The sequence below is a fragment of the Vibrio sp. S9_S30 genome, from assembly GCF_014694455.1.
GTDB lineage: Bacteria > Pseudomonadota > Gammaproteobacteria > Enterobacterales > Vibrionaceae > Vibrio.
In genome coordinates this window covers 192218-214658 of record NZ_JAAUWT010000003.1, presented here as the reverse complement: position 1 = coordinate 214658, position 22441 = coordinate 192218, and the positions used below count along the sequence as shown (strand labels likewise).

10 protein-coding genes are annotated in these 22441 nt (G+C 49.3%); all 10 read left to right on the top strand.

Going from position 1 to position 22441, the window contains the following annotated elements; genetic code table 11:
- Positions 1-113: 113 nt before the first annotated feature.
- The 10 genes from HC752_RS04980 to HC752_RS04935 all read left to right on the top strand — a co-directional run bounded on the left by HC752_RS04980 (position 114) and on the right by HC752_RS04935 (position 22440).
- Positions 114-548 (top strand): hypothetical protein, encoded by a 435-nt coding sequence (locus HC752_RS04980; protein ID WP_190334163.1) that lies wholly within the window; start codon positions 114-116, stop codon positions 546-548.
- A 75-nt stretch (positions 549-623) separates the two neighbouring features.
- Complete coding sequence (locus tag HC752_RS04975) at positions 624-1367, top strand: sporulation protein (RefSeq protein ID WP_190334017.1); 744 nt, start codon at positions 624-626, stop codon at positions 1365-1367.
- A 701-nt stretch (positions 1368-2068) separates the two neighbouring features.
- Positions 2069-3193 (top strand): transporter substrate-binding protein, encoded by a 1125-nt coding sequence (locus HC752_RS04970; RefSeq protein ID WP_190334016.1) that lies wholly within the window; start codon positions 2069-2071, stop codon positions 3191-3193.
- A complete protein-coding gene (locus HC752_RS04965; RefSeq protein ID WP_190334015.1) occupies positions 3190-3771 on the top strand; it encodes an ANTAR domain-containing response regulator in 582 nt (193 codons plus the stop codon). Before HC752_RS04970 ends, HC752_RS04965 begins: the two co-directional genes overlap by 4 nt.
- Positions 3771-4619, top strand: a complete 849-nt coding sequence (locus tag HC752_RS04960) for an ABC transporter permease (protein WP_190334014.1) — start codon at positions 3771-3773, stop codon at positions 4617-4619. The genes HC752_RS04965 and HC752_RS04960 overlap by 1 nt, the downstream gene beginning before the upstream one ends.
- A complete protein-coding gene (locus tag HC752_RS04955) occupies positions 4616-5542 on the top strand; it encodes an ABC transporter permease (protein ID WP_190334013.1) in 927 nt (308 codons plus the stop codon). Before HC752_RS04960 ends, HC752_RS04955 begins: the two co-directional genes overlap by 4 nt.
- Before the next feature lie 14 nt (positions 5543-5556).
- Positions 5557-7170, top strand: coding sequence for an ABC transporter substrate-binding protein (locus tag HC752_RS04950; RefSeq protein ID WP_190334012.1), 1614 nt, complete (start codon positions 5557-5559; stop codon positions 7168-7170).
- Entirely contained in the window at positions 7157-8107 is a 951-nt protein-coding gene (locus HC752_RS04945; RefSeq protein ID WP_238930413.1) for an acetamidase/formamidase family protein, read from the top strand. The genes HC752_RS04950 and HC752_RS04945 overlap by 14 nt, the downstream gene beginning before the upstream one ends.
- A 10-nt stretch (positions 8108-8117) precedes the next feature.
- On the top strand, positions 8118-9857 hold the full coding sequence (locus HC752_RS04940) for an ABC transporter ATP-binding protein (RefSeq protein ID WP_190334011.1): 1740 nt from the start codon (positions 8118-8120) through the stop codon (positions 9855-9857).
- A 481-nt stretch (positions 9858-10338) separates the two neighbouring features.
- The gene (locus HC752_RS04935) at positions 10339-22440 is read left to right on the top strand and encodes a SpvB/TcaC N-terminal domain-containing protein (protein WP_190334010.1); all 12102 of its coding nucleotides are present in this window, start codon (positions 10339-10341) and stop codon (positions 22438-22440) included.
- The last annotated feature ends 1 nt before the right edge of the window (position 22441 follow it).

Sequence of the window (22441 nt, the reverse complement as noted above, 5' to 3'; positions counted from 1 at the left end):
GTTGATGAGTGCTTTCTATTGAGAAGCGAATCGCAAGGTTAATATCGAACTGCCAAATTTATTTTTTAATTCCATATAATTCATTGAGTTATTGATTTTGGTTGTACTGGATGATGAAAAATATAGCGGCGTATACACTGACGTTTTCCTTTGTGGCTTTTCTATTGGTGGGGAGCAAGCTGGATTGGTTTGCATCAAGTAACCCAGATACTTTCCCTAAATTACCCGATGAACCTAATTTTAACGTGTCCAGTGAGTTTGACGGTGAATGGGTAGGGCGTCGGATTAATGAGTCAAACAGTAATTTATGTGAGCCAACGACCATTGAAGGCAAAGTGGTGGATGGTGAAGCCTATCTGGTGCTGACTTACAACGGGACGCCACTCAAAGGCTGGGTTTCAGAGCACAGTGACCTAACTTTGTATGCCAGCCACAGTCGATGGGATTACCGATTTTCAGGAACGGCCACGAATAACAAAATTCAGGGAAAGTGGAACCTGAATAACGGTCCTTGCCATGGGGACTGGTATGTGGAAAAAGTGGGTTGATTGATTATTGGATCTTGAATCTACGTGCTACAACCCACATTTCATCACAGTCTCAACAAATAATAAGGTAAATAGATGTTTGGAAAGCTAAAAGCGTCATTAGGTATTGGTGCTACGAAAGTGGACACTGTTTTGCACAATATGAGCCTTTTTCAAGGTGAAACGCTAAAAGGAACCGTTCATATTCAAGGCGGTGATGTTGAGCAACACATTGACGCGATAAAGCTGAAGCTTTGTACTCAAGTTAAAGTCGAATCAGACAGTGGCACCCGTTACCCTTCCTTTGTGTTGGGGCATCTTCAAGCGGTTGAACCTTTTGTTATTGGCCCTGGTGAAGAGAAACAAGTCAATTTTGAACTCAAACTCCACGATGAGACGCCAGTGACGGCGCTGAACGCACTGAATAACCTATGCCATGTTTGGGTTGAAACCACATTGGATATCGATTTTGCTATCGACCCTAAAGACAGGGACTTAGTTGAAGTGAAGCCTCTCCCTGTTGTTTCCAGCGTGATTTCTGCTATTGAATCGGCAGGGTTTACGATGGTGAAAGCCGATGTTGAAAAAGGTCATTTGCGTGCCAACACATTCCAGTCTCATTCCGGTTGCTATCAAGAAATTGAATTTCGTAATAATGGGTTTGTGACCAGCAAAGAGATCGAACTGTCATTTATTCTAGACGGTAACGTGGTTCATTGTTTAGCGGAAGTCGATCGTGCAATGAGCCTACGCGGGGATCAATACGTTTCCTTCACATTGAACCGCAATGCTTCCGCACAAGAGGTGCAAGCAGCGGTATCACGCGTACTTTCTGTTTAAAGTGGTGACCGCTCGATTATTCACGTGGTCACCGCACTATTATTCACGTGTTGACCACACTATTATTCACATGGTCACCACACTAACAGCAGCACGTTTGCATGCGCGTTAGGAAAAGCAAACATCATCCCGAGATTAGCCGAATGAAAAGTCTTGGGATGTTTGGAATCTCAAATGCGTTTTCCCTATATCTTCCCCTTGTCTTATCGTACGTCTATTCCGTTAGGGCGTCACCTTGCCTAAAGGGGATGAGATACTTGTCTTAAAGAAGAGAATGTTTTTTAACTATTAGAATATTGTAACATTTAACGGAATCTTGATATTAAGTTAACCTTTTGAAACATAATGAGTTAACTCTCTTTCTAATATGCTTTTTAATGAGTATATGATTCTGACGATTCTGTTTCACTCTTGAGATGGTACATTTTTAATAATTATTTAACATATTGACTGCCTTTAATGTGAGGTGTAAAACTAAATGGTATTCAGGCTTATTTAAGTACTGATGCTCTTTTTCTTGTCGAGCCAATTTCAAGAAAAAGGATGAGCACGAAGCATGCTTCGATTAAGACTCATAAAAATGCGTAGCAAGGTAACGAAGCCTAAATGAATTCGGTAATTCGAATTCATTTGGGCTTTTTTATTTGCAAAATTCAGCTGCTGGAAGCAGAGCTTAAAACATTGAGTTGTGGAAGTTGGTCATGGATACGTTTCACATAGGTTTACTTTATTCAACAGAGGGGACTTATCGAAAGATGGGTTACAACGCCTTACTTGGCGCTCGCTACGCGATTGAAAAAGTGAACGAGGACGATCGTTTTCAATTCCAGCTTGAAGGGCATCATGTCGATCCGAAAGGGAACATGGACGAATACATCAAAGGTGCTCAGTCTTTGTTGAAGCAAGGGATAAAGCACATTGTGGGCACGATAACATCAAGTGCACGTAAGGAAGTGATCCCAGATGTTCATGAGTATCAAGCATTGCTTTGGTATGGATCACCGTATGAAGGGTACGAATGTGACGAGCACGTGGTGTACCACGGGGCTTGCCCTAATCAAAACCTACTGCCAATGCTTCGATATGCGGTGCCGCGTTTTGGTAAGCGAGTGGCACTGCTCGGCTCCAATTATGTTTGGGGTTGGGAAAGTAACCGCATTGCCAGAGATGCCATAGTTCGAATAGGCGGAGAGATAGTCGAAGACAGCTATTATCGCTTCGATACCAAAGATTTCCGATTGTCGATAGACAACTTGAAATCCCATCAACCTGATTTTGTTATTAATAATTTAGTTGGGGAATCCAGTTACGCGTTTTTGCATCAACTTAATGGTGCATGGAGCGCCGACCCACTCCCAGTCTTGAGCTGCAACCTTAGTGAATGTGAACTGGCAAGCATTCGTGCTTTGCCAAATTTACGTTTGTTTACCGCGCTGACGTTTTTGCAATCGATAGACCCCAAATTTACCGATACCGCAAAAATGGCAATGTCAGGCAGTGAACCTGTCTCAAGTAACTTTGTCGGCGCTTACCTTTCTATTCTTAGCCTCGCCAATGCGATTTCATTAGCAGGCAGCGATGACATAACGTCTGTACGTTCAGTTCTACACCAAGTGAGAACGGACACGCCGATGGGCTTTACATTAACGATAGCCAATAACCAGCATGCGGCGTTGCCCTGCTTTATTGGAGAGCGTGATGGTGGAGATTTTCGCATGGTCAAAGCGTACGCACCGATAGATCCGAACCCTTATCTTATCGCACAAGGCTTCCTCTCAAACGCTGATGTGCTCGGCATGCCCGCTCGATTGAGGGTGATCAAATGAGCATATCAACGTTATCCATCAATAAGGTCTCGGTTATTTCAGTGGATGATCGAGCATGTCGGCAGATCCAAAAAACCACCGAGCGCATGGGGATCTGTTGCCATATTAGCGATCACATAGACAATACGCAGACTGACTTGCTATTGATTGATGTACAGCACTATTTCGCTGATATTGCGGTGCAAAAACTGATTAGGCGTTCCATGCCTATCGTTGGTTTACTGGCTCATGGCTCTCCCACGGAAATTGAGCGCGCCATTTCTATGGGGGCGCTTTCCGTTGTCGGGAAACCGATCCACCAAGTGAGTTTGTATTCTGCGTTTCACATGGCACTCAAACTTTCCCAACAAAATGTCACGCTGCACCAAGAATTGGAAACATTAAGAACACGGCATAAGTTGCGCCCTGTTGTGATAGAAGCGGTGATAAAGGTGATGGAAACACACAAACTCACCGAGCAAAAAGCCTACGAACTCTTACGGCAGTATTCGATGCACCGAAACCTTCCTATTGAGCAAATTTGTCTTGAATTAGCGCAGGGTAACATGAGCTATTCAGGGCTTAGGGGTGAAGGCTAATGTGGAAGCCGTTATTGTCGCGTCCCTCGGTCGTCGTCTCGCTGGTGGTCATATGCGCTATTGTCTGCCTTGCAATGGGTGCATCCTTTTTCGCACCTTATGATCCCACCGAGCAGTTCTTTGAAGGGTTGACGTTAGAAGGCGCACCTCTCCCTCCTAATGAAACCTTTTGGTTAGGAACCGATTTACTGGGACGCGACCTTTTATCGCGCATTATTTACGGCTCGCAAACGTCTTTGCTTATTGGGCTGGTTGCCAATGGCATTGCCATCATTATTGGGACGACAGTCGGTGTGACCGCGGCGTATTTCAAAGGCTGGGTGGGCACGGTGTTGATGCGGTTCACCGATCTTATGATGGCGTTTCCAGCGTTGCTTTTGGCCATCGCGCTCGCGGCCATTTTTACCCCCAGTTTGTGGATCGTTGCCATGGTCATCGCGATGGTTAACTGGGTACAAATCGCCAGAGTCGTCTATTCAGAAACCTTGGCGATCAGCGAAAAAGAGTTTATCGCGGCAGAAAAAGCAATCGGTGTTTCTGAAGGAAAAATTTTGATCGGTCATATTTTTCCACATTTAGTACCGACGATGTTGGTATGGGGGACGCTTGGTATTTCCACCACCGTATTGCTTGAAGCGACGCTCTCTTACTTGGGGATTGGGGTACAGCCTCCTATTCCGAGTTGGGGCAATATCATTTTCGAAAACCAAACCTATTTCAGTGTGGCGCCTTGGTTGGTGTTCATACCTGGCAGCGTCATCATTTTGCTTTCACTGTGCTTCAACATTTTGGGCGATGCATTGCGTGACGCGCTCGACCCAACTCTGAATGGGAGGCAAGCAGGATGAGCTATTACCTATTCAAGCGCTTATGGCATGCGGCATTCATTCTGTTGGGCGTGACTTTTATTACCTACTTACTGCTTTATATGTTGCCAGCGGATCCCGCAAGGCAAATAGCAGGGCGCAGCGCAACGACCGAAACGGTCGCCAATATCCGAGAGCAACTTGGGCTGAATTTGCCTTTTTATGAACAATATTGGCGTTACCTAACCAACTTGCTTCAAGGGGACATGGGGCGCTCATGGCTACAAAAAAAAGAAGTGTCTGAATTGATCGCAGCTCGGCTTCCTGCTTCTTTGCTGCTCATGGTGGCTGGGATAGGGGTGGAGTTGGTGATTGGGTTATCTCTAGGGGTTATTGCGGCACTGAAACGAAATAGCTTGGTGGATCGTGGGTTGATGATCTTTTCGTTTGTGGGGGTTTCCTCTCCGCATTTTGTGGCTGCAATGATGTTTTTATACGTATTCGCTGTGCAATGGTCTTGGTTCCCCATTGGAGGATACGGTGAATGGAAACACTTGGTGCTTCCTGCCATCACTCTAGGAATATTGGGCAGCGGTTGGTATGCGCGAATGATGCGTTCTTCGATGATCGAAGTGTTGCATCAAGACTACATACGAACGGCCAGAGCCAAAGGACTTAGCCACACAAGGGTGATATGCCGACACATGATCCCGAATGCGATATTGCCGATCATTTCCATGATCGCCATCGACATAGGGATTTTCATTGGTGGCATGGTGGTCGTGGAGTCGGTATTCGGTTGGCCGGGTATAGGACAGCTAGCATGGCAGGCTATTCAACGTGTCGATATTCCCATAATTGTGGGCGTCACCTTGGTCTCAGCAGTAGCGATTGTATTGGGGAATTTGCTGGCTGATCTGATCTCACCATTTGTCGATCCAAGGATTGACTTGAAAAAACTGTAACAAGGAAAAGTGTGATGAAAAAGTTAGCTATTACCGTGGCTTTATCGTTGATGGCGGTGTCTTTTTTGGCATCGGCAGAAATCAAGCAAGGCGGCTCTATCATTGTGACTTACAAGGATGATGTGTCAACGCTAGACCCTGCCATAGGATACGACTGGCAAAACTGGTCGATGATCAAAAGTCTATTTAATGGGTTAATGGATTACAAACCGGGCACTACCGAGCTGGAACCGGATCTTGCCGAACGTTACACCATCTCAGACGACGGCAAAACTTACACCTTCAAGCTCAAGCAAGGCATTCGCTTCCACAATGGTCGAGAAGTCAACGCCCGAGATGTGAAGTACTCCATTGAGCGCACGATAAACCCGACAACTCAAAGCCCTGGTGCTGGATTTTTCGGATCGTTAGAAGGGTTTGAAGCGTTTAATAGTGGTCAGTCTAAAGGGCTAGACAGCGTTAAAGTTGTCGACGATTACACGGTCAGTTTCCAACTGTCCCGCCCAGATGCCACTTTCCTCCACGTATTGGCGATTAACTTTGCCTTTGTTGTACCACAAGAGTCGGTAGAAAAATGGGGCGCCGATTTTGGTAAGCACCCCGTTGGAACAGGTGCATTTAAATTGGGTGAATGGAAATTGGGCCAATACCTGACCTTCGTTCGCAATGACGCTTACAACAAACCGGGGTTGCCGTATTTGGATGAGATCCGTTTTGAAGTTGGGCAAGAGCCCGTGGTCGCGCTGCTTCGTCTAGAAAAAGGAGAAGTGGATATTGCGGGTGATGGCATTCCGCCAGCGAAATTCCTTCAAATGAAAAACAGCCCGCAATATCAGCCACTGATCGTTGCAGGCGAACAATTGCACACTGGGTACATCACCCTGAATGTGAAGATGAAGCCATTCAACAACGTGAAGGTTCGCCAAGCGGTGAATATGGCCATCAATAAAGGTCGAATCGTACAGATCATTAATGGACGAGGCGTACCCGCGAATCAACCTTTACCCCCTGCTATGCCTGGGTATTCCAAGTCATACAAAGGCTACGTGTACGATCCCGAAATGGCGAAGAACATGTTGGTCGAGGCGGGCTTTAAAGACGGGTTCAGCACCGAGCTTTATGTGGCAAATACCGACCCACAACCCCGCATTGCACAAGCCATTCAACAAGATTTAGCGAAAATCGGTGTGAAAGCCGAAATCAAAGCCCTCGCGCAAGCCAACGTGATCGCGGCGGGAGGCGATGTCAACCAAGCCCCCATGATTTGGTCTGGCGGCATGGCTTGGATTGCGGATTTCCCAGATCCATCTAACTTCTATGGGCCAATACTTGGGTGTGGCGGTGCGGTGGACGGTGGCTGGAACTGGGCATGGTATTGCAACGAAGCCTTAGATGAGCGTGCGGCAAAAGCCGATGCCTTGGTGGCGGAGTCGCAGCAAGCGCAGCGCATGAAAGAGTGGGAAAGCATTTACGTCGATCTGATGGCGGATGCCCCTTGGGTGCCGGTATTGAACGAACGCCGTTTTACGATTCGTTCTGAACGTTTAGGCGGAGATAACAGCATTTTTGTCGATCCGGTACATATTCCTGTTAACTATGAAAATGTGTGGGTGAATGATGTGCAATAACGCATTGGTGAAAACCATCCATAGCATCCACCATCACTATGGTTGGAATAAGGCTATTCTCCCCGCGTACCATGTGGCGCGGGGCACCACGTTGGAATTTGAATGCTTAGACAGTTCGGGTGGACAACTCACCGCGGCGTCTAAGGTTGAAGATATCGCAGGGCTGGATTTTGGCAAAATAAACCCAGTAACAGGGCCCATATTTGTAGAAGGAGCGAAACCGGGGAATGTGTTGAAAGTGAGCATTCTCGAATTCAAACCCAGCGGGTTTGGTTGGACGGCCAATATTCCGGGGTTTGGGTTACTGGCTGATCAGTTTCAAGATCCGGCATTGAATCTTTGGTCTTATAACGCTCAGACTCTGGCTCCTTCCGCTTTCGGGCAATGTGCAAACGTGCCGCTCAAGCCTTTTGCTGGAACCATTGGCGTCGCACTGGCACAAAATGGGAATCACTCCGTTGTGCCACCGAGGCGAGTGGGGGGCAATATGGACATTCGTGATTTGTCGGCAGGCACCACCCTCTATTTGCCCGTGGAAGTGGAAGGGGCCTTGTTGTCTATTGGTGATACGCATGCGGCTCAAGGCGATGGGGAGGTGTGTGGAACCGCGATAGAAAGCCCCATGAATATTGTGGTTGAGCTGGATGTGGTGGAGAACCTCAAAATCGATACGCCTTATTTCACCACAACCGGTCCAGTCACCAACCACCTAGACAGCAAAGGGTATCAAGTTACGACAGGGGTTGAGCCAGACTTGATGGCAGGCGCTCGGAGCGCGGTAAGCCAAATGGTGGACTTGCTTTGTGCTCAGCATCATATGCCCCCAGAGCAAGCCTACATGTTGTGCTCTGTGTGTGGCGATTTAAGGATCAGTGAAATAGTGGATGCGCCAAACTGGCTCGTCACGTTCTATATGCCTAACGTAGTATTCGAGTAGGAGTCACCGAATGGAGAAGGCGATGTTGTCGGTGGAGCACCTTTCCATTGACATAGCGGCAGGGAAGCAATACCACAGGGTCGTTAACGATTTGTCGTTTACCCTGAATTCGGGTGAGACCGTTTGTATTGCTGGCGAATCTGGGAGCGGAAAGTCGCTCTCCAGCACCGCAATTATGGGGTTACTGCCGCCCGTTGCGAAAGTGGCAAGTGGTCATATTTGGTTTGGGGGGAAAGACCTATTGACGACACCTGAAAAAAGCATGCGTGCGATGCGTGGGGATGACATCGCCATGATTTTTCAGGAGCCGATGACATCGCTTAATCCTCTAATGACGGCAGGGCAGCAACTGTGTGAAGCCATTCAAGCGCACCGAAATGTTGACGATGCCAGTGCTAAACTGATGGCGATCGGCATGCTGGATGCCGTAAAAGTCCCTCAGGCTCAGAAGCGTTATAATCAATACCCTCATGAAATGTCTGGTGGTATGTTGCAGCGCATCATGATTGCCATGTCTTTGGTGTGTCGCCCTAAAATCTTAATTGCGGATGAGCCGACCACCGCTTTGGATGTGACGATTCAAGCACAGATCTTGTCCTTGCTGAATGAACTCAAAAGCGACTTTGATACTGGCGTATTGATGATCACGCACGATATGGGCGTGGTGGCGGAAATGGCGGACAAAGTGGTTGTGATGAACCAAGGGGTGGTGGAAGAGCAGTCCGATGTGCGCAGTTTGTTTTTGTCCCCGACGGCGGCGTACACCCAAAATTTGTTGGCTGCCGTACCGAAGTTGGGGCATGCCAAGGCAGTAGAAGAAGTCGCTCAAGGGCAGCCATTACTTACGGTCGGTAACCTTTGTGTTCGATTTCCCGTTCAACAAGCGTGGTGGAAAAAGGACAAATTGGAAGTCCGAGCCGTGGAAAATGTCTCCTTCGCCATAAAATCGGGCGAAACCTTAGGGCTAGTAGGGGAAAGTGGCTGTGGGAAATCCACCATTGGCAAAGCACTGATGAACATGTTGCCATTCTTTGGCAGCGCCAATCTTAACGGTGTTGAGCTCAATGGGCTTCGTGGTCAGGGGTTACGTGCCATTCGCAAAGACATTCAAATGGTGTTTCAAGATCCCTACAGTTCGTTAAACCCACGGAAAACCATATTTCAATTACTCAAAGAGCCGCTTTTGATTCACGGAATTTGCCCGCCTGCGGACGTTCGTGATCATGTCGAAGTTTTGCTTGAGCAGGTCGACATGTTGCCGAGTCACATGGATCGGTATCCTCATCAGTTTTCGGGTGGGCAGCGTCAGCGTATCAGCATAGCGCGGGCGATCGCGTCTCAGCCTAAACTGGTGATTGCCGATGAATCCGTGTCTGCACTGGATGTGTCTGTTCAAGCTCAGGTTCTGGAACTGTTGGAACGTTTACAGAAAAAGCTCGGCGTCAGCTATTTGTTCATTTCACACGACATGGCCGTCGTGGAGCAGGTATCGCACCGAGTCGCGGTGATGCATGGCGGGCGGATTGTTGAAATGGGGCCAAGGGATGAAGTGCTCAGTTCACCTCGTCACAGTTACACGCAGCGCTTAATGCAAGCCGTGCCGATTGCGGACGTGGATGTGAAGCGCGATCTCTCCATGGTCTTATCGGAGCACGAAATGCCCGATCCAATACGAAGTGTGTCTGTTATAGATGAAACACTTAAATACAGGGATGTTGGGCATGAACATATTGTCGCAGTGAATTACTGATTCTCTTCTTTCTCACTTCTTGCATACGATTAAATATATTTTATTTAATCCCGCCTCTCTTTGTTAATAATTATCACTACGTTTTATTTCTTATGAAATAGCTGGGTTTTATTATTGCTTAATTAGGTCAAAATTGTATTTTCAAACAATATAGAGCGGTTTGCTATTAATTTTTTATCATGGGGTATTTCTCATATTTAAGATTTTAATACGATATATGAGAGCTGTTTCAAATCTGATTCATATACATTCTAATTAATAAGAAAAAAGTGGAATATTTTTTAAATCACTTTATTAATGTGTCTATTTAATAATAGAGTTTTTACTGGTCATTTTATTATGCAGTGGGTAATGACCTCTAAGGTTATATTCATTACGTGGTAACTTTAGCTCTAATAATTAGGCTGTTTTAGTGCAAGGTAAGAGTGAGTATATATTCAATAAGTTAAAAATCGTTAAAAAACAAATAGAAGAGCTTATTATGAATGGTTTTTTCCCTCGTTTTTCGTCAGTGGTTAGCTATTTTGTTATCGCGTCTATGGTGTTCTCGAATAGCGCAATGGCAATACAAAATATTGCGTTTCTGTCCTTATCTGGTAACGAAAGTCGTATTTATGATAATCAAACCTCATCTTCTTTTCTAAAATATAAAAAAGAAGGTGAAATTAAAAATCATTCTTATCTTAAGCAGGAACGGTTATTTGATGGCGCACTAGACACAGGGTTTAACAGCCCATCAGCGTTGCTTGTTGAGCGAGTTTTTGAAGAGGAATCGCCTCTACATGCTGTGCAGATATATGGAAATGCAGATTATACACTTAGCATAGAGAGAAAAGTGAATAATCTCTGGACAGCCATTCCTATTTTGACGGGAATAAGTTTGCAACACCTCCCTGAAGGGCAATGGAATACATTACCCGTCAATATGGAAGTCCAAACATCGGCAGTCAGAATTCAATTCATTTCCCAAAATTCTCAACCCAAGCCACTCAATGAGCTTCGTTTTTTATCTGATCAAGCCTCTCCGCTTAAATCCCATTTGCTGACGCCTCCAGTGGAAGTGGCATTGACACAAAATAGCGTTATTTCAAGTCAACAAGCACGGCTTGGCGCCGCCCCCGGTAAATATCGTGATGTTAAAAGCGACAATCAATTTGCCGTTTATCTTCCCTACCATCCTGAACAAATCAAATCAGCAACGCTCAGTTACGATGTCAAAGGGCTATCGGGGAACGCCAGCACAATCAGAATGGTGAACGATGGTTTTTCACAAGGTGGCTTGATCTTACAAGCTAAGCCATCGGGCTCGGTGTCGGTGAGCGAAGCCGTGGATGTCGATTGGCTAAAAGCAGGGAAAAACCTGATTCGTTTTTCTCCCTTTGCGAGCTCCGATTCTCACCTAAAGTATCAAGTTGAAAACCTTCAGCTGTCGTATGAACTGCTGGAAAATCAGACGGTTCGACCCACATTGGTGGTCTTTGAGCCTCAGCCAGACATTCGATATCAGGGGCACGCTTACGTTAGGGGGTTTGTCCAAGGAGAGGGGAGCGAATCCGTTACGTTCACTATTGGCAATAAAGTGATCACCGCCGTGGATGGCAGCTTTGAAACTTTGGTTCCTGCCGACTCTGCTGCGGTTGAAGTTAAGGCTGAATTATCTGGCGGAGAAAGGCTAAATGAAACCTTGACCTTCGCGCCTTCAGCCAGTGTGAGCGATGAAGGGGTTCTTATCACCGCTGCCGGTGTTCAAGCATTGAAAGCAAGCGATACCCTTTCTGAACGTCAAGTCTCAAGAGAGGTGGCAACCTTACTGAGCGACACCGACATTACGCTAAAAGAGGCGACGTTAAACGTTCAGAAAACCTCGCTTTCAATGCCGCGGGATATTGAAATATTTACCATGAACGAGCGGGATGTTCCTGAGCTTGATCAAGGCATGGTGAATGTCACCAGTGGCGACGCATCGGCGTATCGTTTCTTACCTCATGGCATTAAGTTCAATCAGGAAAACGAACTGTCGCTCGGTTATGACCGGAGTAAGATCCCAGAAGGGTATTCTGAGAAAGACGTATACACCTATTTCTATGATGACGAAACCAATCGTTGGGTTCAATTGGCCCGAAATGAAGTCGCAACGAAAGACGGCGTTATCGTATCGAAAACCGATCACTTCACCGACATGATCAACGCGGTGATCCAAACACCCGATTCACCCGAAACCCAAGCGTTTGGCACCACTCAGCTGAAAGACATGAAAGCGGCGAATCCTGGGGCGTCGATCAACCTTATTCAAGCGCCCAAAGCGAATGCCATGGGGGACGCACGTACCAGCTACCCCATTGAACTGCCAGGTGGTCGTCAGGGCATGGCACCGCAACTGCAAGTGAGTTACAGCTCTGCCGCAGGCAATGGCTGGATGGGCATGGGGTGGAACCTTAGCGTGCCAACCGTTTCTCTCGATACTCGTTGGGGCGTGCCTCGTTACGACGGCGCGACGGAAACGGAAACTTATCTGTTTGCGGGTGAGCAACTGGCCCCTGTGGCACACCGAGCCACGCCGGTTTCCCGTACCAGCGAAAAGCGTTTCTATCCACGTGTAGAAGGCAGTTTTAACCGCATCATTCGCCATGGTTCTAACCCCACCAATTACTGGTGGGAAATCACCAACAAAAACGGTACCCAGCACTTCTTTGGAGGGGATGGAACCAACATGTTGCCTGCCGCAACCTTGGCTACTGCCGAAGGGAATATCTCAGATTGGGCGTTAGTCAAAACGGTGGATACCTATGGCAACACGGTCACCTACAATTACGAAAAAGTGTTCGATGCGGGTCTCGGCAACGGCACGGGCGGTGTTCAGGGTCAGCAGCTTTACGTTAAGTCGATTCACTACACTGGTTTTAATGGCACGCAAGGCGCGTACTCCGTCGAGTTTACTCGCGACCGCGATTTGGCAGAACCCCGCCGTCAGGACGTGATGATCGACGCCCGCACCGGTTTCAAGCGTGTCACGGCCGATCTGCTGCGCAAAGTGGACGTTCGCTTCCAAGGGCAATCGGTTCGTTCTTACGCGTTTAACTACACGGAAGGAGCCTTCCACAAAACCCTTTTGGCGTCCATTCAGCAATTTGATGCCGATGGGCAACTCTTTAATACGCACGCTCTGAGTTACTACGACGATGTGCGCAATGCCAATGGTGATTATCAGCCATTTGCCGCGGCTCAGGCATGGAGTATGGGCGATGCCTACAGCATGGCGGATAGCTCTCGCTCTGTTTCCGAACCAGCTGTGCCAGAACAGGAAGGCAATACCGAATTGGCGGCGGTGACGTCGTTACCCACCGATCTCAATCAAGAAGAAACCCAATCGTGTTACCCATCTACGGACCCAACGCTGTTAGCGCTCGCTGACATCAATGGTGATGGGCTGGCGGATAAACTGTTCGTGAGCTCTGCTGGCATCAGTTATCGCCCTGCCACCGTCTCTTCGGATGGCACAGTGAGCTACGGTACGCCTCAATTAATGGTGTCGGAACAGGACGCTTTTTATACCGAAAGTGGTCAGTGTAAAGCGTCGCCAGACATGATCGCAGGTCAACATGCGCGCCTTTCTGTCACGGATGTCAACGGCGACGGGCTTGCCGATCTGGTGTATCTCGATAAGATTTATGTTGGTTCTGGTGATGCGCAAAATGGCCTTACCTTTGCCGACAGCCAAGTCACTACCAACGCGTTTGCAAACCTCGATAGTGTGCGTGTTTGGAAAGCCCCCTATACCGGCACCGTCAGTGTTGATGCGCCTGTTTCATTGGTTGCTGGATCTCACTCGCCAGACAACGATGGTGTGTATGTCTCGATTCAACATCAAAACACCGAGCTTTGGGCGACACAGATTGCCGCCAATGACACTTCGCCTAAGCTGACCTCCGCACTCGATTCAATTCAGGTCAATCAGGGTGATCTCCTGTTGTTTCGTGTGAACTCGTTGCAGGATGGCGGTAACGATCACGTTTCGTGGGATCCCAACATCACTTATGTTGGTCAAGCATTGGATGAAGCCGATGCCAATGCATTACCGCTGTACGTTTACCAATCTTCTTCCGATTTTGTGTCTACAAGTCGTACCCAGTGGCTTGCACCGTTTAGTGGCACCGTTTTAGTGAGCGGCGCACTGACCAAACCAAGTACGTCAGATGACCTGACCGTGAGCGTGGTAAAAACAGCGATCAATGGCGACGAATCCGTGGTTTGGCAGCAAAGTTATGCCGCAGGTGAACACCTCACTGCAAGCGCCATTGCCGTTGGGAGTCTGGATGTTACCGCGAACGAAAAGCTGCGCATGGTGATCAGCAGTGACACCAATGTGGATTGGGTGGATCTGTCTGGTGAATTGAACGTTCATTACCTTTCGGCGAATGACAGCGATATTACCGCGGATTTGCTCTACCTCAGTGATGGCACACCACGTTTCCATTACACCCTAAATCCCAAAATGGCGCTTTATGGGTACGCCGTAGAGAACACGAGAGCCATAAGCGAAAGCGGTGCTATCACCCTTCAACCCAATTTACCGGCTAGCTTACCCACGTCCGGAACGGCAACGTTCACCGTGAAAGGCATCAACCAAACATTAGCAAAAGAAACGCTGGATCTTGCTTTGAGCCACACCTTTAACACGGTTGCTCTGGATGTTATGGATGGTGAGCCAACCTATTTCGAATTCCATCTACCACAGGATGTCGATGAAACGGTATTGAGTGCTTGGACACCCAGTGTCACCCTATTAGAGCAAGGGGTTGATCTTGAAGCTGGGCTGCATGTTCGTAGCGACGATGACAACAATCAGCTTTACCGTCAGTGGGGAACGTTTGTTTACGACAGCTCACAGTCCCAACTCGGTGATCCGGTGGAGCTCGCGGCACTGAAACCTCTGAATCGTTCGGCTCTTGTCAACGCTGGATTTACGCCAGTGGCAAATATTGATTCTTTCTTGCCGATGGTGTCTGCCAATGGGTCAACTCAAACCTCGATAGGGGATTTGGAAGCTCTGAATACTCAGCTGGCCAACGCTTCGATGTCGGCACCAAACAGTGATACTGACATTGTCAGTCAGGATCTGTCGCCGCAAGCGACGGTTGAACGTTTGGCCGCCACGGCGGCGGCGGATTCGTTTGCCGGAAATGGCGCCAGTTCGCTCAGCGGTACCGTGTCTGACGGGAGCGGTGCTCACTTTGGCATTAGCTTCGGTATTTTCGATGGCAATATGGCGTGTAAGTCGATGACGATTGGCTTCCAACGCGGCTTCAGTCGGTCAGAAAGTGACGGCATTCTGGCGATGTCAGACATTGATGGGGACGGTCTTGCCGATAAAGTACTTATCAGCGGTGGGGTGATTGGCTATCAGAAAAACCTATCTGGTCCGGATGAAGGGGAAAGTTTTGCCGCTTTCCAAGCATTTACAGGTTCAGCCGATGCCTTCTACCATGACAAAGGAAAGAATAAAAACTCTGGGTTCCAAGCGGTCATTGGCGCATGCAGTTTTAGCGGTGATTTGGGTATTACGAGTGGTGGAGGCACCACGGTTAACGATATCTACTTCAGTGATGTGAATGGTGATGGCTTAACCGATATCGTAGCGAATGGTCGTGTTCTCTATAACCAGCGCACCAATGCCACTGCACCGCACTTTGTCTTGTCGAGTGCGAACACGCCAAACCCTGTCAATGAATCGGGCTCGCTGGTAACGGATGGTTGGTTTGAAACCGACCCGAACGAGCTCGCCAACTTCATAGCAGAGAATCCACTGCACGATACGGTGCGAACTTGGAAAGCACCTTATGATGGCGTTATCAGCATCCATGCTCCCGTTAATTTGGTGGAAGACACCAGTGCAGACCGTCAGGCTTATACTCAAGCAGACGGCGTGCGTGTGGCGATTCAGCATGCCGCCTCTGAGTTATGGGCGACCACCATCGATGCCAATGACTATGGTGTAAAAACCCCAATAGGCGTGAACGCCGTGAATGTGAGTAAGGGGGATCGCCTCTACTTCCGAGTTCAGTCGATCTTCGATGGGAACTACGATGAGGTTGCATGGGCACCGGTTATTACCTACACCGACAAAGCCGCTGAAACCGACGCCAATGGGCTGCCTGTTTACAGCGCCTCAGCATCAGGTGACTACGTGCTCTCCGGTGGCGATCTGGGCATGCCGATTGATGGCACGGTGCAAATCAGTGGCACGCTGACGAAACCCGTTACCAGCGACAACGTGACGGCAAGAGTAGTGAAAATCACGTTTGATGGCACCAATACCAACACAACGACGGTATGGGAAACCCAATATGGACTGCCTGCGGCGCAGCAAAATGTTGAATTGACGTTGGATGTCAGTACTGGGGACACCTACCGCTTTGAGATTGATGCAGATACCAACGTGGATTGGGCAGGGTTTGATTGGGAGCCTGTGGTGACCTATATCGCCGCCGACGATCCAACAACCCATGACCAAATCCAGAATGGATCAGCCGTTCTCGCATTCAAAACCGTGGCGTCGCTCAATATCCACAATGAGGTCAGCCGTAACACCGAGCGCTGGATCGCGAACACCGATGGCACCGTCATCATTACGCCTGTGATGACCACCCCTCTGGGAACAGAATCGGGCATGGTCACCTTTACCGTGAAAAAAGAGAACGAACTGTTGGCGAAACAGACGTTTGAGGTAACGAACGGCAATTTGAATACGACGCCGACCGATATCTCACTTGATGTACTGGTGGGGGATGTCCTGTTTATTGAGTACCACACGGATACGCCAGCGATAGCCGATATGCTGGTGCTGGAATCGGGTGTGGAAATGGACAACCAAGGGGTTGTTTCTACATGGGATTCAGGGGTTTATACCTACTCTTACACCTTCATCTTTGGTCCGGAATACCGTGGCTGGGGGCAGTTTGTTTATAACGGTAATGGTGCAAGAGCGGAACAACCCATTATAGAGTCTGAATTGAAACTGGATGACGCGCTGACCGATGCGCTCAATTCGCCGCCAGACCTCACCAATATTGACCAGGCTAATCTAGCCGATAACGCGTACGATCCGACCAACAGTATTTTTGTCATGATGCTGCCCATCGCACAGATCGATGCATGGCGTGGTTATGATGAACATTCATTGCTGAATGCCTCTAATATGTCGAGCTCTCGTTTCGGAGAGGACGAATACGCCCCTTCAAGTGCGATTCCAACAGGCACGAGTGGTAGCCAAGCAATTCGTGCCATTAACAAGCTGACCGAAACTTCCTACAGCGGTTACTCCATTGGCGGGGGCATCCCGATTGGCGGTTTTGGTGCCAGCGGCAGCTACAGCGAAACGGATCAGGATATTCGTATTCTGACGGACTTCAGTGACATGAACGGCGACCGCTACCCAGACATCATTGGCCAGTCACAGGTGCAGTACACCGATATGCTGGGCGCGTTGGAGTCTGGTGCGAAAAACAATGATCTTGGGCACCCAAGCACATCCGAATCTGAAAACCAAGGTGTCACCCTTGGGGGGAACTTCAGTTTCGGTAGCAGTGGTGCCGCCAACAATCAGACCACCAAAACCTTCAAAGAAGCGTTTGTCGAAGCGAATACGTCCATGCCAGGAGCCGGCATTTCTGGCACCAGTGGTCGGTCGAAAGATCACGCCAATGTGAGCTGGCGGGATATTAATGCCGATGGGTTACCGGATCGTGTTTATGACAACGGCACGGCTCAGATCAACCTTGGTTACTCATTCGCAGCGCCTGAAACTTGGGGATTTGGACAAGTTAAAGAAGGCGAAAGTGAAGCGTCTGGTGGTGGTTTGGGTATTAACATTGGTGCCGCCAGTATCAAGGTAGGCATCAGTAAGAACGCCAATGAAACCCACCAACTCCACACACTGTATGATGTGAATGGCGACGGTTTACTGGACGAAGCGAAGTTCACAGGATCGGACATCCAAGTGCGCATCAACAAAGGGGGCAGTTTCGCTGGCTGGACAAGTTGGACTGGGGCGAATGAAATCCAAGTGAGCACCAGTGAATCGACGTCCATCAATGGTTCCTTCACGGTTTGTATTCCTTTGGTTCCCCCCGTCTTTGTCATGAAGATCTGCCTAAATGCGGGTGCGCATTCATCAGATAGTGAATCACAGGAAAACTACTCGCTCAGCGATGTCAACGGCGACGGCTACCCAGACGTGCTGCAATCCAACGCAGAAACCGATCTTCGCGTGAAGAAGAGCACCATTGGCCGCACCAACCTGCTGAAATCGGTTCAGCGCCCATTGGGGGCGAGCTTTACGGTTGATTATCACCGCGAAGGGAATACCTTCGATATGCCGCAAAACCGTTGGGTACTGAGCAATGTGGTCACTAACGACGGCTTCGCTGGCGACGGTGCCGACACCATGAAGCAGCGCTTTGTTTACTCGGATGGTTACCACGACCGCCGTGAGCGCGATTTTTATGGCTTTGCTCGTGTGACAACGCAGGATCTGGATACCGTTAACGGTGACGTGGTCTATCGTTCTGTATCGACGGATTACATCAACGACAACTATTACGAAAAAGGCCGAGCACGCAACAGCGTGATGAAAGATGGCAACGGTAACACCTATACCCAAACCGTAAACCGCTACCAGACAAAAGACGTGTTCACTGGTGCGATTCTGGATGCGCTGGGTAAAGAGAACGACTTTACCTCTGCCTTCCCGCAACTGGTGACCACCGAAACCTTCTTCTATGAAGGGACGGAGAACGCCGAGAAGCAAACCCGCATCGATTATCAATACGATGGCTACGGTAATGTGGTGGTGCAAACCGATCACGGTGATGTGGGTACGTCTGACGACTGGACAGCCACCGTGGTGTACCACGAGTTAGTGAGCGACTGGATTGTGTCGGCACCGAGATCCATAGTGCTGCGCGATGCGGCAGGCAATGTGCTTCGCCAACGTGAAGCGGATATCAATGTGCAAGGCAGTGTGGAGCAGGTGCGGGTTTACGCCGATGCGACCACCGCGCTGACGACCGATATCACTTATGACATCTATGGCAACCTCGCCACGGTGACGCGCCCTGAAAACCACAAAGGTGAGCGCTACGCCCTGACGTATGTGATGGACGATGCGGTGCAAACCTATGTGGCAAGTGTGACCGACAGCTTCGGTTATACCTCATCCAGTACCTATGACTATCGCTTTGGTGCCACGCTGAGCAACACCGACACGAACACGCAGCAAATCCACTTTACCCTTGATGCCAAAGGCCGTATCGAAACGGTTGCTGCACCGTATGAGATTGAAAACGGTGTGACAACCATCGACTTTGCCTACTTCCCAGATGCCGCAGTGCCGTATGCCACCACCGCACACTTCGATGAAGGCAAGTCTGACACCATTGATACGGTGACGTTCGTGGACGGTCTGATGCGCGTGATCCAGACCAAGAAAGACATGGCGATCGACAACGGTCAGACCGGGCAAGGCACAGCCATGATGGTGGCGTCGGGTCGTGTGCATTTCGATGCCTTTGGTCGCGATATTGCACAGTGGTATCCGGTTGAAGAAGCCACTGGCACACTGGGTAATTTCAACAGCCAATACGATACGGTTAACCCAACCCGTAAGTCTTACGACGTGTTGAACCGTGTGTTGGTGACCACGCTGCCAGATGGCAATGCTCTGACCAATACCTACGGCTTTGGCAGTGACCGCAACGACGCCACGCAGTTCGAGCACCAAAGCGTTGACGCCAACGGCAACGAGTCTGAAACCTACAAGGACGTTCGCGGTCGCATCACTACTGTAGCGCAGCACAACCCGATCGGCGATCACGCCAACATTCTCACCAGCTACCAATACAGTGCGGTGAATGAGTTGTTGAATGTGACGGACAACTTGAACAACGTCACCAGCGTGATCTACGACTTGGCAGGTCGCCGCACCCACATCGACAGCCCAGATATGGGTTTGACCGAAAGCGTGTACGACAACGCCAGTAATGTGGTGCAGAAGATCACGGCCAATCTGCGTGAGCAGGGGATGGCGATCAGTTACGATTACGACTACGAGCGTTTGTCTGGCATTACCTACCCCATCCATGCCGTAAACAATGTGAACTACTACTACGGTGAACCGGGGGCTGCGGATAACACGGCAGGCCGCCTATCACGGGTCAGTGATGCCTCGGGCACCGAGTACTACAAGTACGGCGCATTGGGTGAAATTATCCACACCAAGCGTACCGTCACCACGCTGACGGGCAGCGCGCCGAAGACGTACCAAACCCGCTACCGTTATGACAGCTGGAACCGTCTGCGCGAGCTGACCTATCCTGATGGTGAATTGCTGATTCACGATTACGACAGTGGCGGCAGCCTAAAAGCGATGAGCAGCACCAAAGGTGAATACACCTATACGCCGCTCAAAGCCCTAACGTACGACAAGTTTGGTCAACGTGTTTACATGCAGTTCGGCAATGACACCGTCATGACGTACAGCTATGAAGCGGAACGTCGTAGGCTGGACGCGCTGACCGCGACCAACAGCAACCGAACCTTCCAAGACAACAGTTACCAGTATGACGCCATGAGCAACATTTTGGGCGTCAGCAATGCAGCGAGTGTGCCGCTGGACAGCAACTTGTTTGGTGGGGAAACCAGTCAGAGCTTCGCTTACGACAACCTTCACCAGATGATCAGCGCCAGTGGCGACTGGACGTCTCGTCAGGGGCATCAGGAACGCTACAGCCTCTCGATGAGCTACGACAGCATCCACAACATCACAGCCAAGAATCAGCTGCATGAACGCTTGCCGCTGGATGGCTCAGGTTGGAATGACCAACAAGGCACCAGCTACAACTGGCAGTACGATTACTCTGGTTCTACCCAGCCGCACGCCGCCAGCAACATTGGCAACCGTACCTTCAGCTATGATGCGAACGGTAACCAAACGGGCTGGACGAATGATGACAACGGCACACGTCGCGACATCGCTTGGGATGAAGAAAACCGCATTCGCACGGTAACCGACAACGGCCACACCAGCACCTACATCTATGATGCGGGTGGCGAGCGGGTTATCAAATCGACCAGTCAAGGCGAAACCCGTTATATCAATGCGTATCTCGTCGTCCGAGCGGGCAAAGTGGCGACTAAGCACTACTATGCGGGCAGTCAGCGCATCCATACCCGTGTGATGGAAAACGAAAGCTCGACACTGATCACTGGCACAGACAGTACGGCGACCAGCACGACGGAGGCCGCTACAGAAACAACATCCGATGGCACCACAACCGACACCACATCGGAAGCACTGCCACAGGAAGTACTGGATGCACAAGCCGCAGTCGAAGCCGCACAAACGGCTTACGACCAATCATTAGAAGCATTCAAAGCCGCGAAAGGGAAGGACAAAAAAGCCGCCCATAACGCGCTGAAAGTGGCGCAGAGTAACCTCGAAGCAGCGGAAGCTGCGCTTTATCAAGCCATGGTCGATGCGGGTCTTGATCCGGGTGGTAACGGTAATGGTGGTGGTTCAGGTGGTGGCTCCGGCGGTGGTGGTAATGGTTCCATCAACTTTGAAGCCAAACAGTACTACTACCACGGCGATCATTTGGGCAGCTCCAGCTACATTACCGATATCGATGGTGAAGTGCATGAGCACCTTGAATATTTCCCATTCGGTGAAACTTGGGTTCACGAGAAGAGCAACACTCAGCTAACGCCTTACTACTTCACAGGTAAAGAGCTGGATGAAGCAACAGGGCTATACTACTTCGGTGCGCGTTACTATGACCCGCGGACGAGTGTGTGGCAGAGCCCTGATCCGATACTTGGGGAGTATTTGGGGGCTGACCCTAATGAACTTACTAATGATGGAGCATTTAATCCCGGTAATTTAAATTTTTACAGTTATACGTTGCATAATCCTCTGAAGTTTGTTGATCCAGATGGCAATGCAGCCCAAATATGCCTCATCCCTGCAGGTCCGATGCAGGCTTGTGCAGCAGCGGCAACAAAAGCAGCCGCATTCGTTGGGTCCGCCGCCGTTGCAGCTTTGGTTACGTTAGGGATTATGGATGCGACATCTCCGGAATCTTCAGACTTTGGAGAGTTTGTAAATGATACATCCGCTATGGCGGTTGCCAATAATCAGATTAGCGATGGAATTCAGAATCTAATTGATATAGCAAAGGCCTCCAAATCTGAGGAAGGGCAACCAGGCTCTGTCAGGGTTCAGTTGCAAACTGGAGGGAACAACATATCCAGTATTTCGCTCGTCTCACGAGGCGGGAATGGAGTTACGAAACTGCAGGCTACAGGAGGCTTGGCATATGTGTGGGCTGGCGGGATTGCAGAAGACAGTTCTCTTGCGTCAAATGCTAACTACAACGCGGCAGTTGTGAGATTGAGTAGCAAAATAAACTCGCTCACGGGAGGCGGGATCTCTAAGGGAGGTAATGCCTTGAGAGAAGAATTCGCTCACAATGGTAAGATTTATCGTATTGATGTTGAAATTAACAGAGGCACTCATTTGAGCGAGTAAG